Source organism: Anoxybacillus sp. TBDG-1 (genome assembly GCF_054815885.1).
In genome coordinates, this window is the sequence record NZ_JBTZSY010000019.1 from 1 (window position 1) to 14,484 (window position 14,484).

The window sequence follows — 14,484 nt, forward strand, 5'->3', positions numbered from 1 at the left end:
AACAAGGAAGGAAACAAAAACTTTGTAAAGAATTGTAGATGCTTTATAAAGTTTTATAAGTTTTCTGTAACGGGACAAAAATGAAAAAAGTAGTGTCGCTTTTTTTACTTGTTTGGCTCATTGCTTTTAGTTTGCTTTATGTCACAAAAACGATTGAATCGTCCAAAGGGTATGGGGGAGCTAATACGTTAACGATTTATAACTGGGGCGACTATATTGATCCTGCGCTCATTAAAAAATTTGAAAAAGAAACAGGTTTCAAAGTCATTTACCAAACGTTTGATTCAAACGAAGCGATGATGACAAAAATTTCCCAAGGTGGTGCGACATTTGATGTCGCTGTGCCGTCAGAATACGCCATCAGCAAAATGAAAGAGGAAGGGTTATTGTTGCCGATCGATCATTCAAAAATCCCAAACTTGCGCTATATTGATGAGCGTTTTTTAAACTTATCGTTTGATCCTGGTAATGAATATTCCATTCCTTACTTTTGGGGAACGGTCGGCATCGTCTACAATCGCGCACTACTTGGCGGAAAAGAAATTACAAGCTGGAACGATTTATGGGATCCATCATTTAAAAATCAAATTTTACTTGTTGATGGTGCACGTGAAATTATGGGCATGGCACTAAATAGTTTACATTATTCACTTAACGATACAAATAAAACGCATTTACAACAAGCAAAACAAAAACTAGATGCCCTCATGCCAAACGTCAAAGCGATCGTCGGCGACGAAATTAAAATGCTTCTTGCAAACGAAGAAGCAGCCATCGGCATTGTTTGGTCGGGAGATGCGGCGGAAATCATGTGGGAAAACGAACGGCTCGATTATGTAATCCCAAAAGAAGGAACAAATTTATGGTTTGATAATATGGTCATTCCAAAGACAGCGAAAAACATTGAAGGTGCTCATCAATTTATTAACTTTATGCTTGATCCGAAAAACGCTGCCCAAAATGCCGAATACGTCGGCTACTCGACACCAAATAAAAAAGCGCTTGAATACTTGCCGAAAGAGATTGTTGAAGACGAACGTTTTTATCCAAGCGAACAGCTTGCTGATAAGCTTGAAGTATATGAAAATCTCGGTAAAAGCATGCTTGCGTATTACAATGAATTGTTTTTACAGTTTAAAATGCATCGCAAATAAGAGGATAGCTTTTGCCATCCTCTTATTTTACTTATGATACGGTTCACCGTATTGTATATAAGGTTTTATTCAGAGGTGGTTCTTCCTGTTCCTACAAAACACAAAGTTCAACTTGTCGTTTACTCAAACTCCTTGCTTAGCTTTAATAAGTCAATCATATTTTTAGAACAATAGGACTGCAAAAAGTTTTTCACAATTATTCGATAAACCAGCAATATAACGACTAATAGGATAATCAATACATATACAATATACATAAATCGGTAAAAAGGGATAAAGTATATACCGATAGCAATTGAGTATACAAGTATAATAGCTACTACTTTCTTAAAAACACTGAAAATATTATGTGCATATATGGATTTAACGTTCTCCGAACTGTATCCATATTGTTTTAATATCCCCATATCTTTTTGCTGTACTTGTAAATAGGCTCGAAAAGAAAAAATGAGGTGCGCGGCTGCAATAAGAACTATTACTGCTGATAGTGATGAAGCAGTGATAGCTGTATTTCGGATTGACAACGTAAAATTATCAAACGCTTTAAATGCATAACGAACTTGATACCCATATTCTTCAAGCCTTCCGGCGATGCGTTCAATATGCGATATGTTATCTACATAAATGTACATACTTTTTAATATTTGGACACCAAAAGGATTATCTCGATCGTATTCTCTCTTAAACTTCATCCAATCTGTATTGAAGGACGTTTCGATTATTTTTTGAAATGTTTGGTTCCCAACATATAATGTATGGCTTCTAAACATACCTTGATCTTCAGTATATAAAGTAAAAGGATTTTTCTGAAGAATTCCTTGCTTATTCTTCACAAGGAAATTAGCACGAGAGTAGCTACTCATTCCCCCATCCTCTATCTGAACGACAGGAATTTGTAACGTTATTTCTGACGTCTTTAGTTTTGAACAAGCGAAACCAACATCCAACTGACAGTCACCCAAAAAATGTGCAGCCTCTTCATCTACTCCATAAATAAAATACGTGCTTCCTTCTTCATCCTCAACACCAAAGTTTAGTTGATACATTTTATAAATATGTATACCTTTATATGCAGAAAGAATGTATTCCAGTTCATTTTCGTCATTAAACTTTAGTGAACGTGCATGATTGTTCTGTTCAGTTTTTCCTGTAATTTCTATCATCCGTACATTTTCATTGCTTATAAAATCTTTATCTACTTGTATATATTGTTTAAATAGAAAAAGAAACGATGTCGAGACTAGGAAAAGAGATAGTAGAAATATTGCAATAGATATCTTTAAATACGCATTTGACTTCTTTAATATGAGCTTCGCCACTTGCTTTTTTATTTTTTTATCCATGATGTAATTTTCCTCCTGTCATTGTTAATCGAGTGGCATCTGAAAAAAGCTCTACACCCTCATGGGTTACGATAATACATAATTTATGAGCAAAAATCGTTGAGATCATGCCTGCAATACGGTATTGATTTAATTGATCTAACCTTGATAAAGGTTCATCAAGTAAAACGACATTCGGGTCACTCATAGATAAAAGAGCCAGCTGTACACGACGCCTTTCACCGCCGGATAACACAGCGATTTTCTGATTAGCCAAATTGTCAATACAAAATCGGGCTAGCGCTTCTGATGATTTTTGCTCAAAATATCGAGCATCTTTGCAAATAGCAGCATATTTTATATACATGTTCTCTCTTACAGTTAAGTTAGAAAATAATAGATCGTCTTGAAAAAGGTATTCCACTTTTACACCCTCTTTTTTTTCTACTTTTCCCTCATCCACATCTATGTAACCTGCCATAATATTCAACAACGTCGTTTTGCCGCAACCACTTTCCCCTCTAATCACATATATTTGCTCATTTTTAAATTCAAATGTTACATCATCAAGTACTTTCTTTTTATTAAAACATTTAGTTACATGTTTTAACGTAATCACCTTTTATTCTCCTTTTTCTATCGGACAATAATCTCTTTCTTTCCCTCTAGACTGTAAACAATGACCTTCCCTTGCTCCGTGGAAAAATCAATAACATTCTTCACAGACGCGATTTTCTCATTCGTTTCAACCCCTATAATGTCTAATACTAAATCTGCATCTTTATCCGGATATATTTGTATAAGTAATCGATTTTCTTTATCAATATAATTTATCGACTTCTTTTTAAATATCCTACCATTATCTGCATATATTTTCTCCCTATCCGAACGATATAACGTCCCATCGATGACATAAAGCTGTCCTGCCTTTAGGTCGGTTTCAACTAACCGTGGTTGGTTGTTTTCATTAGACAAATCTAAAGCGTACATTGTATAGTCGTCGTTATCAAGGTTGTAAACCGTGTAGTAAAGTTCCTTACCTATGATCGCACCATAAGATATAAGCCCTTTTACATGCGAATACTCGATCAAACTCTTCTTTCTCTCATCCCAACGAGCAATCGTTCGGCTTATTTCTCTCCCTTCGTCGTCCAAAGACATTTTAATAAAGACATAATAACTTTCATCATTGGCTAGCGGGAAAATAGCTTCTCCTTTTCCTCCACTATATAATATCTCAATCTCATTCCCTTTAACCGTGAAAATACTAAAATTTCCACTTATACTATCTCCAGCTGTATAATATGAACTTTTTGTCGGAAATGCATAAACGAAATAATTTGGTTGATTTGTTTGCTGCTCGATTGTATGCGTTACTAAATTATAAGCGATCAGCTTCTGCGTAAATTGATGATACAAAATTTTGCATTCTTTATTCTCAGAGCAGACAGGAATTGTAACGTATTCCTTTTGTTTGGTACTCACTGTATCGCATCCAAAAAGAAAAGAAAGAATCATAACAATAAAGAGAAGAAAGACCCTTTTCATCACTCTCATCCCATAATTTAAAATTTATTTTGGGGTATCCCGAAAGTGACGAGATACCCTGCCCATGAACGTATATGCTCACTAAACATTTACGTGAAACTATACTTTGTATTTTTTATTTTTTGGTGTTTTTTAATAAAAAACTAAATAACATTGCTCAGTCTGTTACTCGCTTTGAACAGTATATCTTACAACACCCTGATGAGGTGTTACACCGCGTTGGGTGTGCTACATGAATGGAAGATTAATATATGAACTTATATGCATATAACAGTTAACAAAAGTCGACGATTAAACCCCTGCCGAAATATAAAAAGTTCTCGGATCTCCCTGTAATTTTACATAAGCTGTGTTAATGGTAGAGATTGTGTCAGAGCGATAATCTTTGTAAGGCGAAATAACAATGTTGGAGCGCCAAAAAGAGCTTTTTGCTCCATTACTATTTTCCCAATATTTAGATTTTGTTTGGATAGTCTGCCAAGATGATGATACCCCTGCAGTAGCTCCATCCCCAGAAACACCCATCGTAATAGAAGCGGAATTTCTCAAAGAAGCAGAACTATACCACTCGGTTTTAATCATTTCTACTGTTTTATCACCACTGTACACTGCTGAAACTTGCCAATCCCATTGTATAGTATTTCCAGAATAAGTCGGTGAAGTAGAACGCCACACATTTGAAGTCAGAGTCCCTTGTCCCCCGGGAATACTGTAATCTTTTGACTGACTAATAGCGAATGTCTCTAAAGTCGAAGAGAAGAAAAAATTGGAATGACTATGGAAATGGATGCAATTCTTTTTATCTGTTTGACATTCATTTCACTATCCACTCCTCTTATAATTTGTTGAAAATTTTCTTCTAAATGATTGCTTTTTAACCACTTTATTAAAAATTGATCCGTTCAAAATTCCAAATGGCGATTTTGTAAAATAAAATGGCTTGTGTGATTTTTCATTACAATATTTTCATTTTACACTTCTTTTTCATCATAGTGTCAAAAAACATCTTAGTGAAATAGCTTAAATACCTTGATAATTACTGTTTATTCTGAGAAATCTGTTCATGCTTCAAAAATCTATGCTGACTTTTAAACTTTCATAGATCTTTTGATACTACTAAGTAGTTTCAGTAATTTTATTAATTTAATACCTTTTTATAGCACAGATAGAATAGTACACCTCCATTCAAAATTTAAGTATATACATGCACCTTAAAACCATGACTTCTGTATGAACCCCTTTTTTCATGGCTATACTGCTCCTAAATACTCATGTGTAAAAGGAGCGGAAAGGACATGAAACGTCTTAAAATTACAAATGATCACGGCTGGACGCCTCGAACACTTCGGAAACAAGAACGGAAAATCAAAGATGCTTCTCTTCGTGTTCGGGTGACCGCTGTTCGTCTTGTCATGGAAGGTCACCTCGGTAAAGATGTCGCCAAAATGGTCAATGTATGCCGTCAATCGGTTGCCCTCTACGTTGCACGTTTTAATGAGGGTGGGCTCGATCATCTACTCGATCGTCGGTTGCCGCCTGGTCGTGTGCCATTTCTTACGGAAGAACAACAACAAGAAATCAGACAACTCGTGTTAACTACTACACCTGTGGATGCTGGCTGGGGCATTGCTTCATCATGGAACACGCGTATTTTACAATCTTACATCCAACATACCTATGGCGTTTCGATGTCACGTGAAGGCATTCGTAAGTTATTGCATCGTCTTCGTTTGTCATGGACACGTCCGACTTATAAGCTTGTGAAAGGGAATCCAGAACATCAAGCGGCTTTTCAAAAGGAACTCGAATTTATAAAAAAAAACTAATCACCGAGAACGTCACCATGTTTTATGTGGACGAAACGCATGTTCGCGCGTATCAAGCGCTTCGTACGACATGGGCAGAAGTAGGAAATCAAAAACAAGTGCCAAGCTACGGTCATCATGATCACGTTTCCATTTTTGGTGCAGTCGACGTGCAACAAGGCGATGTGGTTTTCCATCGTGCTTCATCCGCCAATGCCGAAACGTTCCTTGACTTTTTGCGCCGATTGAAAGAGAAATATACGGACCGATTCCTCGTACTTGTGTTGGACAACGCACGCATTCATCATGCCAAGATGGTGCAAGCCTTTCTTGATGGCGAGGAAGGCGATGCATTTCATTTCATCTTTTTGCCACCGTATTCTCCACAGTTGAACCCGATTGAACGGCTGTGGAAGTGGTTGAAAGATGAAGTGATTGCCAACGTTTTTCACAAGGATCAAAACGACATTGCCCAATCCATTACTCGCTTTGAACAGTACGTTCTACAACACCCGGATGAGGTGTTGCGCCGCATCGGGTGTACTGCGTAAATCAGAGGTTAAAATGTCAATTTGGATGTATATAGTCATGTGGATCAAATTCGCGATAAGTAAATTTCTTCAAGCCTGCTTCTTTTATCTCAAATTTACCAAAAAAAGAAAGAAAATATACATTTTTTCGACATTTTTCGACTAAAATCTGCTAAATGACCTGTCATGCCGAACTGCAATCCGAAAATTGGACAGTATAAATTTAGCTTAGAAGTTTAACCTCATGTTTTTCGACTGTCGAAAAATAAGGATTGCCTATGTTAATGCTACAAAGTGCATATATAGTTACCACAAATCAAAATCATTTATACTGGTCTATCTTCTGTATAACAATCAAGAAACAGAACATGATTTATCCACCGGTAATGTGAATGAGAGCTATCTTCCTCCATATCCCCAAGTTTTTTTCCTACTTATGATACGGTTCTCCCCGATTGATACGGAACGCGCGGTAAATTTGCTCGGTTAAAATGAGACGCATGAGTTGATGTGGAAATGTCATTTTTGAAAATGAAAGTGATGCATTTGCTCGTTTCATGACGTCATCGCTTAAGCCGAGCGAACCACCGATGACAAAAGCAATTTTGCTTTTTCCATATGTCGCTAACCGATCAAGTGTTTGAGCAAACTCTTCAGACGACATCATTTTTCCTTCAATCGCTAAGGCGATAACATGCATGTCATCCGTAACTTTTGCTAAAATACGCTCGCCTTCTTTCTTTTTTACGAGCTCCATTTGTTGTTTACTGAATTGCTCTGGCGCTTTTTCATCCGCTACTTCAATGATCTCCATTCTCGCATAGGCAGACAATCGTTTCGTATATTCTTCTATTCCTTGCTTTAAATATTTCTCTTTTAACTTACCCACAGCAATAATACATATATTCACAACTGATCCCCACTTTACAAACATAATATCCACAGTACTTATCCACATATCCACAATATAAACCCACATATTGTGTAAAAACATTAGTTCCCTACTATATATACAGCACGTTGTTCACAAAAATCGCATATTTCTTCTTCTTTATCCACAGAAATTGTTGATATTTCAGGTGCTTGTTGTTTTTCATCCACATACATATCAATAGCGAGTTCAATATGTTGTTCACAACATTTCCACAAAACGCATCACCCCTTATTTATGAATGAAACGACAGGGGATTCCCTGCCGCTTCATTATAATGACTGTTTTGCTAATTTTAACGTCACCGTTTGTTTTTTTCCATCACGGTAAAATGTTACTTTCATCGTATCGCCAATTTGTTTGCGATTATATAAATGTTTTCTTAATTCGATCACATCAGCGATTTTTTCGTCATCTAACGCTACAATGACATCAAACTCACGCAATCCGGCTTGCGCAGCTGGCGAGCCCGGTACAACTTGTAAAATAGCTACGCCTTCTTTGACGTTTGCTGGCAAATGAAGCGTCTGTTGCCAATGATACGCTGGAATATCACTTAACGAACGTAACTCCACTCCCATATACGGGCGCCGAACTTGACCAAATTTCTCTAAATCCGCAATAATTGGCTTCGCATAGTTAATCGGAATCGATAATCCAATTCCTTCAACAGCTTCTTGAGCAATTTTCATCGAGTTAATTCCAATGACTTGACCTTCGATATTTACAAGCGCTCCACCGCTGTTTCCTGGGTTAATGGCAGCGTCTGTTTGTAGTACCTCCGCATGCCAATCAGGAATGCCATCTCGATCAATATCAATTGGAATGGTCCGGTTTACTCCTGAGATGATTCCTTGTGTTACAGAGCCTGCAAATTGTAAGCCAAGTGGGTTTCCAACTGCAATAACAGGTTCTCCTACTTTTACGACATCGGAGTTACCAAATTCGGCTATGCTTACTACATGTTTTGCGTCAATTTCTAATACAGCTAAGTCCGTCCACACATCGCTGCCAAGCAAACGAGCTGGTACCTTTGTCCCATCGCTTAGGCTGACTTCCACACGGCTAGCACCTTCAACGACATGATGGTTCGTGACGATATATGCCTTATTTCCTTCTTTTTTATAAATGACTCCTGAACCGGTTCCAGCTTCTCCGCCTTCTGACCAAAAACTTGCTTCTTGAATATTTACAATGCCAACAACTGCATTCGATACTTTATTGACCGCTTTCGTAACCTGAGTCACCACATCGACTGCTATGCGTTTTTCTATTTTTGGCTGTTCCGTTACAGTCGTCTGTTTTTCTTCTGTTTGTTCAAGTTGATAAGGAAAAACATCCCATTTTACTAGCGAAGGAATGGCAACGATGACAAGCATTCCACCTAAAACGGCTCCGACTAATCCTGCCAAAAACGTTCCCCCACGATTGCCTTTTTGTTTTTGACGAATATGTTCATAATGATCATCATAATAGCCCATCTTTCACCCGTCCTTTCTTTATAAAATATTGACCCCTTTTCCATTATAACCTTCTTTTCCCCAAAGCATCTAACAATATACATACAATATGCTGGTGAAAAAACGGTGAAATTTATACGGAGACAAGTGCTGTCGGACGAGCGGGATCCGTATCGTACAATTGAAAAAATTCACCGATAATCATCCCTTTTCTTTCAAGTACTTGAGTGACTGTCATTCGCGCTAATTCTTTCATATTGTTATCTTGGCTTAAATGAGCTAAATAAATGCGCTTTGTTTGATCACCAATGACGTCTGCCAACGCAAGGCCTGCGTCCTCATTGGATACATGTCCGATGTCGCTCAAAATCCGTCTTTTAATGTTCCACGGATATTTCCCCATACGCAACATCTCAACATCATGGTTGCTTTCAAATACGAACACATCTGCCTGACGAATGATACCTTTCATACGTTCACTCACATACCCTGTATCTGTAATGAGCGCTAGCTTTTTTCCCTCATGATGAAACACATAAAACATCGGCTCGGCAGCATCGTGCGATACACCAAATGACTCAACATCTATATCTCCAAACGTCCGAACGGTACCAGTTGGAAAAATAAATTTTTGTTCAGATGGTATGTCACCAATGAGCCCGTCCATCGCTTTCCATGTTTTTTCATTCGCATAAATCGGAAGGCGATACTTTCGAGCAATGACGCCTAGACCTTTAATATGGTCGCTATGTTCATGTGTCACTAAAACACCTGTGACATCTTGAATGTGGCGATCAATATGTGCAAATAATCGTTCTAATTGTTTGCCGCTTAACCCAGCGTCAACAAGCAATCGTTCCCGTTTCGTTTCTACATAAAAGGCGTTGCCTGTACTGCCGCTTGCTAAAACGCTAAACCTCATGTTATTCACTCCAACACTTTATTTTCATCGCTAATCACTTGTCCTTCAAATGCATTTACATAATAATCTGTTTTTCCATTCACAACAACGTGCCATGTCGGTGTTAATACTTGCGAAGTCGTAAACTGAACGAGCGCATAATATCCTAGATCGATTTTTGTTACTCGATCGCCTGGCTTTAAGTAATTTCGCTTATACAACGTCTCTAACGCTTTAATCGCCGGCAAAATTTCTTGTTTTTTCTCGTTTTTCTCTAAATCAATAAGCAACGTTTGTTCATAGCCAACCATTTCATTTCGATCATTCACATAAATAAGCAACATACTACTCACATTTTTATAAATAGTTTTCCCTTCATATTGTTGAAAATAAATGAGCGCTTGTAAGTCTTCATCATACTTCCAAAATGTATATTGATCACCTGCAATTATATTTTGTCTTAAAAACTCTGTTAAACGGTAACCGTCTTTTGGGTCTTGTAGCGGAACAGGTTTAACAAAATGAGCTTGCAAAACGGTTTCGTTTGCCGCTTCAACTTGTTGGTTTGGCAATTTGTTCACTTCTTCTTCCGTAAATGTTTTACTTTTTCCGCTCACATACGTCGCTTTTGTTATTTCTTTTGGTAAATCGACATATGTAATGCCATCCGCTTCGAGCTGTTCTTCGATGGTCGCTTCTAAAATCACATCAAGCTGACTGCTATTTTTTTTCTGAATAAATTGATAACCTAAAAATATATCAAGAATGAGGAATGTAATAATAAAAATCGTTTTCGTTTTACTCCAATCCAATGATATCCCCTCTTCGTTCATCTGTCGTCATTACAATTTTTCGCCACGTTCCATTATACAAACAGTACCAGCTCGGCTCTAACATAACGATATTTTCTCGCTCCAAATCACGAATGAGTTCATAACCGATCGTGATGTCATCAATGAACTCGTGTTGAATATTTTTTTGTTTTTTCAATTGATCAATGACTTCATATCCAGACGAAAGTGTAATTGGTAAGCTCACACGGTCGGGGATAGCTAATGTAAACAACGGACGTTGATAATTGATAATCTCATTTTCCCCCCATATTTGTATAATTTCTGCCATTCCGTAACGATTAAATACAGGATAACCATTGGCAAACAAACGAAATGTCACTTTTCTACCGTTTTCGTCTAAACGATCAAAATAATACGTATCCGTCCAGCCACCATGATCGTTTACAAAATCGATACTTTTTTGTAAAATCGTTGGATCGAACGTTCGTGTCTCTCCACGAGCTGCTGGATTGACATATAGAAGCAATTTCTTCGATAAATCCACATCCATTAAACGCGAACCATCTGTATATTCCTCACCAAAATTGAGCACATCTTTTTTCACAAAACTCGGGTCTGTAAATAACGCATCTTTAAAACGATCCGCACTTAATTCGTCCATATAGTATTGCAATCGGTTTAATACGAGCGGACGAGCTGGCAAAAATAACGACTTTGTTTCGCTAATGTCATATGATAAAAACGGTGTATATTGCTCTGCCTCTGCATAATATGTTTGTTTTAAACGTTCAATCACCACATTTTGAACAACCGCTTTATATATACGCTTTTCACTAGCAGATACGAAGTAGACATTTATTTCTTCTTTATTTTCATTCATCGGGATAATGATGCGATCAAAATGAACTTTTTCGATGTCTTTGTCTTCAAACTGAAACATCGCTCGATACATTTCAATCGGTATGTCATCTGGATAAATAATTTCAATTTTTCCTTTCCCATGGATAAACGAGAGAAATTGTTCTTTTTTCATTGTGTTTGATATATTTTCAAAATGATCGAACGTCCAATTTTTCATTTCCTTCATAAATTTATAAATGTCCGAGTGATGGGTCATACCATAATGTTGTTCATTTTTATGAATAAAAATATAACGCGGCTGAATGACTGTGCTATAATCAACGGCAACATTGCTGACAGGGACGTTTTGAATATATTTTGCGTTTTCAATAAAGTCATATTTCGGCTGATACGTCCATAAACTCCACGTTAAAAAAACGCTCGTACATACTAGAATCGCCAATACAATCGACTTGATCGTTTCATATTTCATCGTTTTCATCCTTTTTTCTGTTGTTCAATCGGCAAAGTAAAGTAAATCGTTGTTCCTTTCCGTTCTTGACTTTCCGCCCAAATACGTCCACCATGTGCGACGACAACTTCTTTTGCAATGGCAAGACCTAGTCCTGTTCCACCCAATTTCCGTGAGCGAGCCTTGTCTACGCGGTAAAAGCGCTCAAAAATTTTAGATAAATCCGATTTTGGAATGCCGACCCCTTCATCTTTCACGCTTACTTCAATATAGCTCTCTTTTTTCTTTACACGAAACGTAATCGTTCCTCCCTGTGGAGAATATTTTAGGGCGTTAGAAATAATGTTATCGAGCACTTGGGTAATTTTATCTTCATCCATATACACAACCATTTTCTCATCTGGAAAGTCTCGAACAAACGAAACATTTTCTTTTCTTGTTAATTCAAATCGATCAATGACTTTATGGAAATACGGGATAAAATGTACGCGTGTTTTTTTCAATTTATAGTCTTTACTGTCGAGCTTAGAAAGCTGCAACAAGTCATTGACAAGACGAATCATTCGTTCTGTTTCATTTTGCGTCACCTCAATAAATCTCGGGGCAATCTCCTCATCCCGCCATGCTCCATCTGCGAGCGCCTCTAAATAACTGCGCATCGTTGTTAGCGGCGTTCGCAATTCATGTGAAACATTCGCAACAAATTCCCGCCGATCGCGATCAATTTTTTCGTGTTCTGTAATATCGTGCAATACAACGATTAAGCCGTTCACAAACCCTTTTTCTTTTTGAATCACAGATAAAGAGGCACGTAAAATGTACATGTCTTCGTCGGTACTAAAATCTAAAATTAACGTTTCACGCTCTTCAATGAGCGTGTCAAACGTATATTGTTCATCTAATCCTAATACCGTCACAATAGGGGCGGATAACACTGTTTCACGTGAAACATTTAAAATATTTAGCGCCGCATCGTTAATTAAAATAATTCTCCCTTTTCGATCGGTCGCAATGACACCGTCTGTCATGTGCGTCAATACCGATTCTAATTTACGACGCTCTCCTTCTGTCGTCGCTTGCGCTTCTTGCAACTTTTTCGTTAAGTTATTAAAGCTCAGCGCAAGTTGTCCAATTTCATCGTATCCATATACTTTTACTTTTCGAGAAAAATTCCCTTTGGCCATCGCTAATGCTTGTTTACGCATATCTGAAATCGGACGTGTAATGGTCTGTGCCAACAAAATGCCTAACAACGCAGTAATGACTAAAGCAATACCTGTTCCTGTTGCTAAAATGTTATTGATTTGTCTCATTTGTGCAAAAACATTTTCCATTGACGCAATGACATAAATAGCTCCTTTAATCTCACTCTTTACTTTAATAGGTGTAGAAGAAATATACATACGATGACCTGTTTTCGGATCAACGAGCATTTTTTCCGCCATTTCACCAGCTACTAACGTTCGTTTAATTAATAAATCTGTCGTTCGTTTTCCTACAATATTTTGATTGTATGGATTTGATGTTCCTAACACTTTACTTTTATGATCAATGACGCGCACTTCCGAAATATCTTGTGAAACGAAATCTTGTAAAATCGTACGAATTTCTTCTTCTAGCGTAGGGCTTTTTTTATCACGTTCTTTATTCATTTCTTGTTCAATATTATAAGCAAGTAAAATGACGCGCTCATTTAATGAGTTTTTAAAGGTTTCAACAAGTTGCGCTTCCAATTGGCGCACGAAATAAGCCCCGATAATTTGCATCGCAATTAAAATAAGCAAAATGTAAATCAAGGCAAATTTTACATGAATTGATTGGAACATACTTACTTTTTTCATGCAATTACTCCTGTTCCGGATTTCGTAAATAATATCCTACCCCACGTCTTGTCACAATCCATGTCGGGTGCGAAGGATTATCTTCGATTTTTTCACGCAAACGTCGAACAGTTACATCAACAGTACGTACATCACCAAAATAGTCGTATCCCCATACCGTTTGCAGTAAATGTTCACGCGTCATCACTTGTCCAATATGTTTTGCTAAATAGTGAAGAAGTTCAAATTCCCGATGTGTTAGCTCAATCTGCTCCCCTCGTTTCGATACAGTATAAGCATCTGGATGAATGGTGAGCGAGCCTATTTTTATTTCACTCATTTCTTTTACATCTTGTTCTTGTCTTTGTTGGTGACGCCGTAAATTAGCTTTGACACGCGCTAGCAGTTCGCGTGTGCTAAATGGTTTCGTAACGTAATCGTCTGCGCCAAGTTCTAACCCGAGAACTTTATCAATTTCAGAGTCTTTTGCTGTTAGCATAATAATAGGCATATCATATTTTTTACGAATTTCGCGACATACTTCCATTCCATCTTTTTGAGGTAGCATAATATCTAATAAAATTAAATCGGGTTGAATATCTTCTACTTTTTGCAGCGCTTCCGCACCATCATATGCACAATGTACGTCGTATCCCTCTTTTCTTAAATTAAACTGTAAAATATCAGCAATCGGTTTTTCATCATCAACAACTAAAATTTTTTTCTCCATGTATATTCACTCCCCCAACAGGCATATTTACATATAGTGTACCATGTCACCATTATAAAACAAAAAAGCATAGACACATATACGTATCTATGCTTACAAGTGGCTCGGGACGGAATCGAACCGCCGACACAAGGATTTTCAGTCCTTTGCTCTACCGACTGAGCTACCGAGCCATAT

15 protein-coding genes and 1 tRNA gene are annotated in these 14,484 nt (G+C 37.4%); 3 read left to right on the top strand and 13 right to left on the bottom strand.

Features of this window, described 5'->3' with window-relative positions; translation table 11 throughout:
• Positions 1 to 80: 80 nt before the first annotated feature.
• Entirely contained in the window at positions 81 to 1,154 is a 1,074-nt protein-coding gene (locus ACYQY7_RS07380; protein ID WP_461201434.1) for an ABC transporter substrate-binding protein, read from the top strand.
• Positions 1,155 to 1,273: 119 nt separating this feature from the next.
• On the opposite strand, the gene ACYQY7_RS07385 is transcribed toward ACYQY7_RS07380, so the two are convergent.
• The 4 genes from ACYQY7_RS07385 to ACYQY7_RS07400 form a co-directional block, all read right to left on the bottom strand.
• A complete protein-coding gene (locus tag ACYQY7_RS07385) occupies positions 1,274 to 2,497 on the bottom strand; it encodes an ABC transporter permease family protein (RefSeq protein WP_461201435.1) in 1,224 nt (407 codons plus the stop codon).
• Positions 2,490 to 3,095, bottom strand: coding sequence for an ATP-binding cassette domain-containing protein (locus ACYQY7_RS07390; protein WP_461201436.1), 606 nt, complete (start codon positions 3,093 to 3,095; stop codon positions 2,490 to 2,492). Before ACYQY7_RS07390 ends, ACYQY7_RS07385 begins: the two co-directional genes overlap by 8 nt.
• A gap of 17 nt (positions 3,096 to 3,112) precedes the next feature.
• Entirely contained in the window at positions 3,113 to 3,961 is an 849-nt protein-coding gene (locus tag ACYQY7_RS07395; protein ID WP_461201437.1) for a hypothetical protein, read from the bottom strand.
• Between the two features lie 354 nt (positions 3,962 to 4,315).
• Positions 4,316 to 4,699, bottom strand: coding sequence for a hypothetical protein (locus ACYQY7_RS07400; protein ID WP_461201438.1), 384 nt, complete (start codon positions 4,697 to 4,699; stop codon positions 4,316 to 4,318).
• A gap of 620 nt (positions 4,700 to 5,319) precedes the next feature.
• Between ACYQY7_RS07400 and ACYQY7_RS07405 the strand changes: the two genes are divergently transcribed.
• Positions 5,320 to 5,850: a helix-turn-helix domain-containing protein gene (locus ACYQY7_RS07405; RefSeq protein WP_461201439.1), complete on the top strand. Its 531-nt coding sequence runs from the start codon at positions 5,320 to 5,322 to the stop codon at positions 5,848 to 5,850.
• Between the two features lie 17 nt (positions 5,851 to 5,867).
• Positions 5,868 to 6,380, top strand: a complete 513-nt coding sequence (locus ACYQY7_RS07410; RefSeq protein WP_461201440.1) for an IS630 family transposase — start codon at positions 5,868 to 5,870, stop codon at positions 6,378 to 6,380.
• Between the two features lie 409 nt (positions 6,381 to 6,789).
• Here ACYQY7_RS07410 and rlmH read toward each other — a convergent pair whose 3' ends face one another.
• The 9 genes from rlmH to ACYQY7_RS07455 all read right to left on the bottom strand — a co-directional run bounded on the left by rlmH (position 6,790) and on the right by ACYQY7_RS07455 (position 14,480).
• Complete coding sequence (gene rlmH / locus ACYQY7_RS07415; protein WP_461201441.1) at positions 6,790 to 7,269, bottom strand: 23S rRNA (pseudouridine(1915)-N(3))-methyltransferase RlmH; 480 nt, start codon at positions 7,267 to 7,269, stop codon at positions 6,790 to 6,792.
• Positions 7,270 to 7,352: 83 nt separating this feature from the next.
• The gene (locus ACYQY7_RS07420; RefSeq protein ID WP_461201442.1) at positions 7,353 to 7,508 is read right to left on the bottom strand and encodes a CxxH/CxxC protein; all 156 of its coding nucleotides are present in this window, start codon (positions 7,506 to 7,508) and stop codon (positions 7,353 to 7,355) included.
• 54 nt (positions 7,509 to 7,562) lie between these two features.
• Positions 7,563 to 8,771: a S1C family serine protease gene (locus ACYQY7_RS07425; RefSeq protein ID WP_461201443.1), complete on the bottom strand. Its 1,209-nt coding sequence runs from the start codon at positions 8,769 to 8,771 to the stop codon at positions 7,563 to 7,565.
• A gap of 112 nt (positions 8,772 to 8,883) precedes the next feature.
• Complete coding sequence (locus ACYQY7_RS07430) at positions 8,884 to 9,672, bottom strand: MBL fold metallo-hydrolase (protein WP_461201444.1); 789 nt, start codon at positions 9,670 to 9,672, stop codon at positions 8,884 to 8,886.
• Between the two features lie 5 nt (positions 9,673 to 9,677).
• Positions 9,678 to 10,463, bottom strand: a complete 786-nt coding sequence (locus ACYQY7_RS07435; RefSeq protein WP_461201445.1) for a two-component system regulatory protein YycI — start codon at positions 10,461 to 10,463, stop codon at positions 9,678 to 9,680.
• Positions 10,450 to 11,778 (bottom strand): YycH family regulatory protein, encoded by a 1,329-nt coding sequence (locus ACYQY7_RS07440; protein ID WP_461201446.1) that lies wholly within the window; start codon positions 11,776 to 11,778, stop codon positions 10,450 to 10,452. The genes ACYQY7_RS07435 and ACYQY7_RS07440 overlap by 14 nt, the downstream gene beginning before the upstream one ends.
• 5 nt (positions 11,779 to 11,783) lie before the next feature.
• Positions 11,784 to 13,598: a cell wall metabolism sensor histidine kinase WalK gene (walK, locus tag ACYQY7_RS07445; protein ID WP_461201447.1), complete on the bottom strand. Its 1,815-nt coding sequence runs from the start codon at positions 13,596 to 13,598 to the stop codon at positions 11,784 to 11,786.
• 4 nt (positions 13,599 to 13,602) lie between these two features.
• Positions 13,603 to 14,307: a response regulator YycF gene (gene yycF, locus ACYQY7_RS07450; protein ID WP_461201448.1), complete on the bottom strand. Its 705-nt coding sequence runs from the start codon at positions 14,305 to 14,307 to the stop codon at positions 13,603 to 13,605.
• Between the two features lie 100 nt (positions 14,308 to 14,407).
• Positions 14,408 to 14,480: transfer RNA gene (locus ACYQY7_RS07455), tRNA-Phe, on the bottom strand.
• Positions 14,481 to 14,484 lie beyond the last annotated feature (4 nt).

Bases quoted from the DNA above. Each gene is read 5' to 3' on its own strand.
- ACYQY7_RS07380 (WP_461201434.1), top strand. From the start codon at position 81: ATGAAAAAAGTAGTGTCGCTTTTTTTACTTGTTTGGCTCATTGCTTTT.
- ACYQY7_RS07385 (WP_461201435.1), bottom strand. From the start codon at position 2,497: ATGGATAAAAAAATAAAAAAGCAAGTGGCGAAGCTCATATTAAAGAAG.
- ACYQY7_RS07405 (WP_461201439.1), top strand. From the start codon at position 5,320: ATGAAACGTCTTAAAATTACAAATGATCACGGCTGGACGCCTCGAACA.
- ACYQY7_RS07410 (WP_461201440.1), top strand. From the start codon at position 5,868: ATGTTTTATGTGGACGAAACGCATGTTCGCGCGTATCAAGCGCTTCGT.
- ACYQY7_RS07425 (WP_461201443.1), bottom strand. From the start codon at position 8,771: ATGGGCTATTATGATGATCATTATGAACATATTCGTCAAAAACAAAAA.
- ACYQY7_RS07430 (WP_461201444.1), bottom strand. From the start codon at position 9,672: ATGAGGTTTAGCGTTTTAGCAAGCGGCAGTACAGGCAACGCCTTTTAT.
- ACYQY7_RS07440 (WP_461201446.1), bottom strand. From the start codon at position 11,778: ATGAAATATGAAACGATCAAGTCGATTGTATTGGCGATTCTAGTATGT.
- walK (WP_461201447.1), bottom strand. From the start codon at position 13,598: ATGAAAAAAGTAAGTATGTTCCAATCAATTCATGTAAAATTTGCCTTG.
- yycF (WP_461201448.1), bottom strand. From the start codon at position 14,307: ATGGAGAAAAAAATTTTAGTTGTTGATGATGAAAAACCGATTGCTGAT.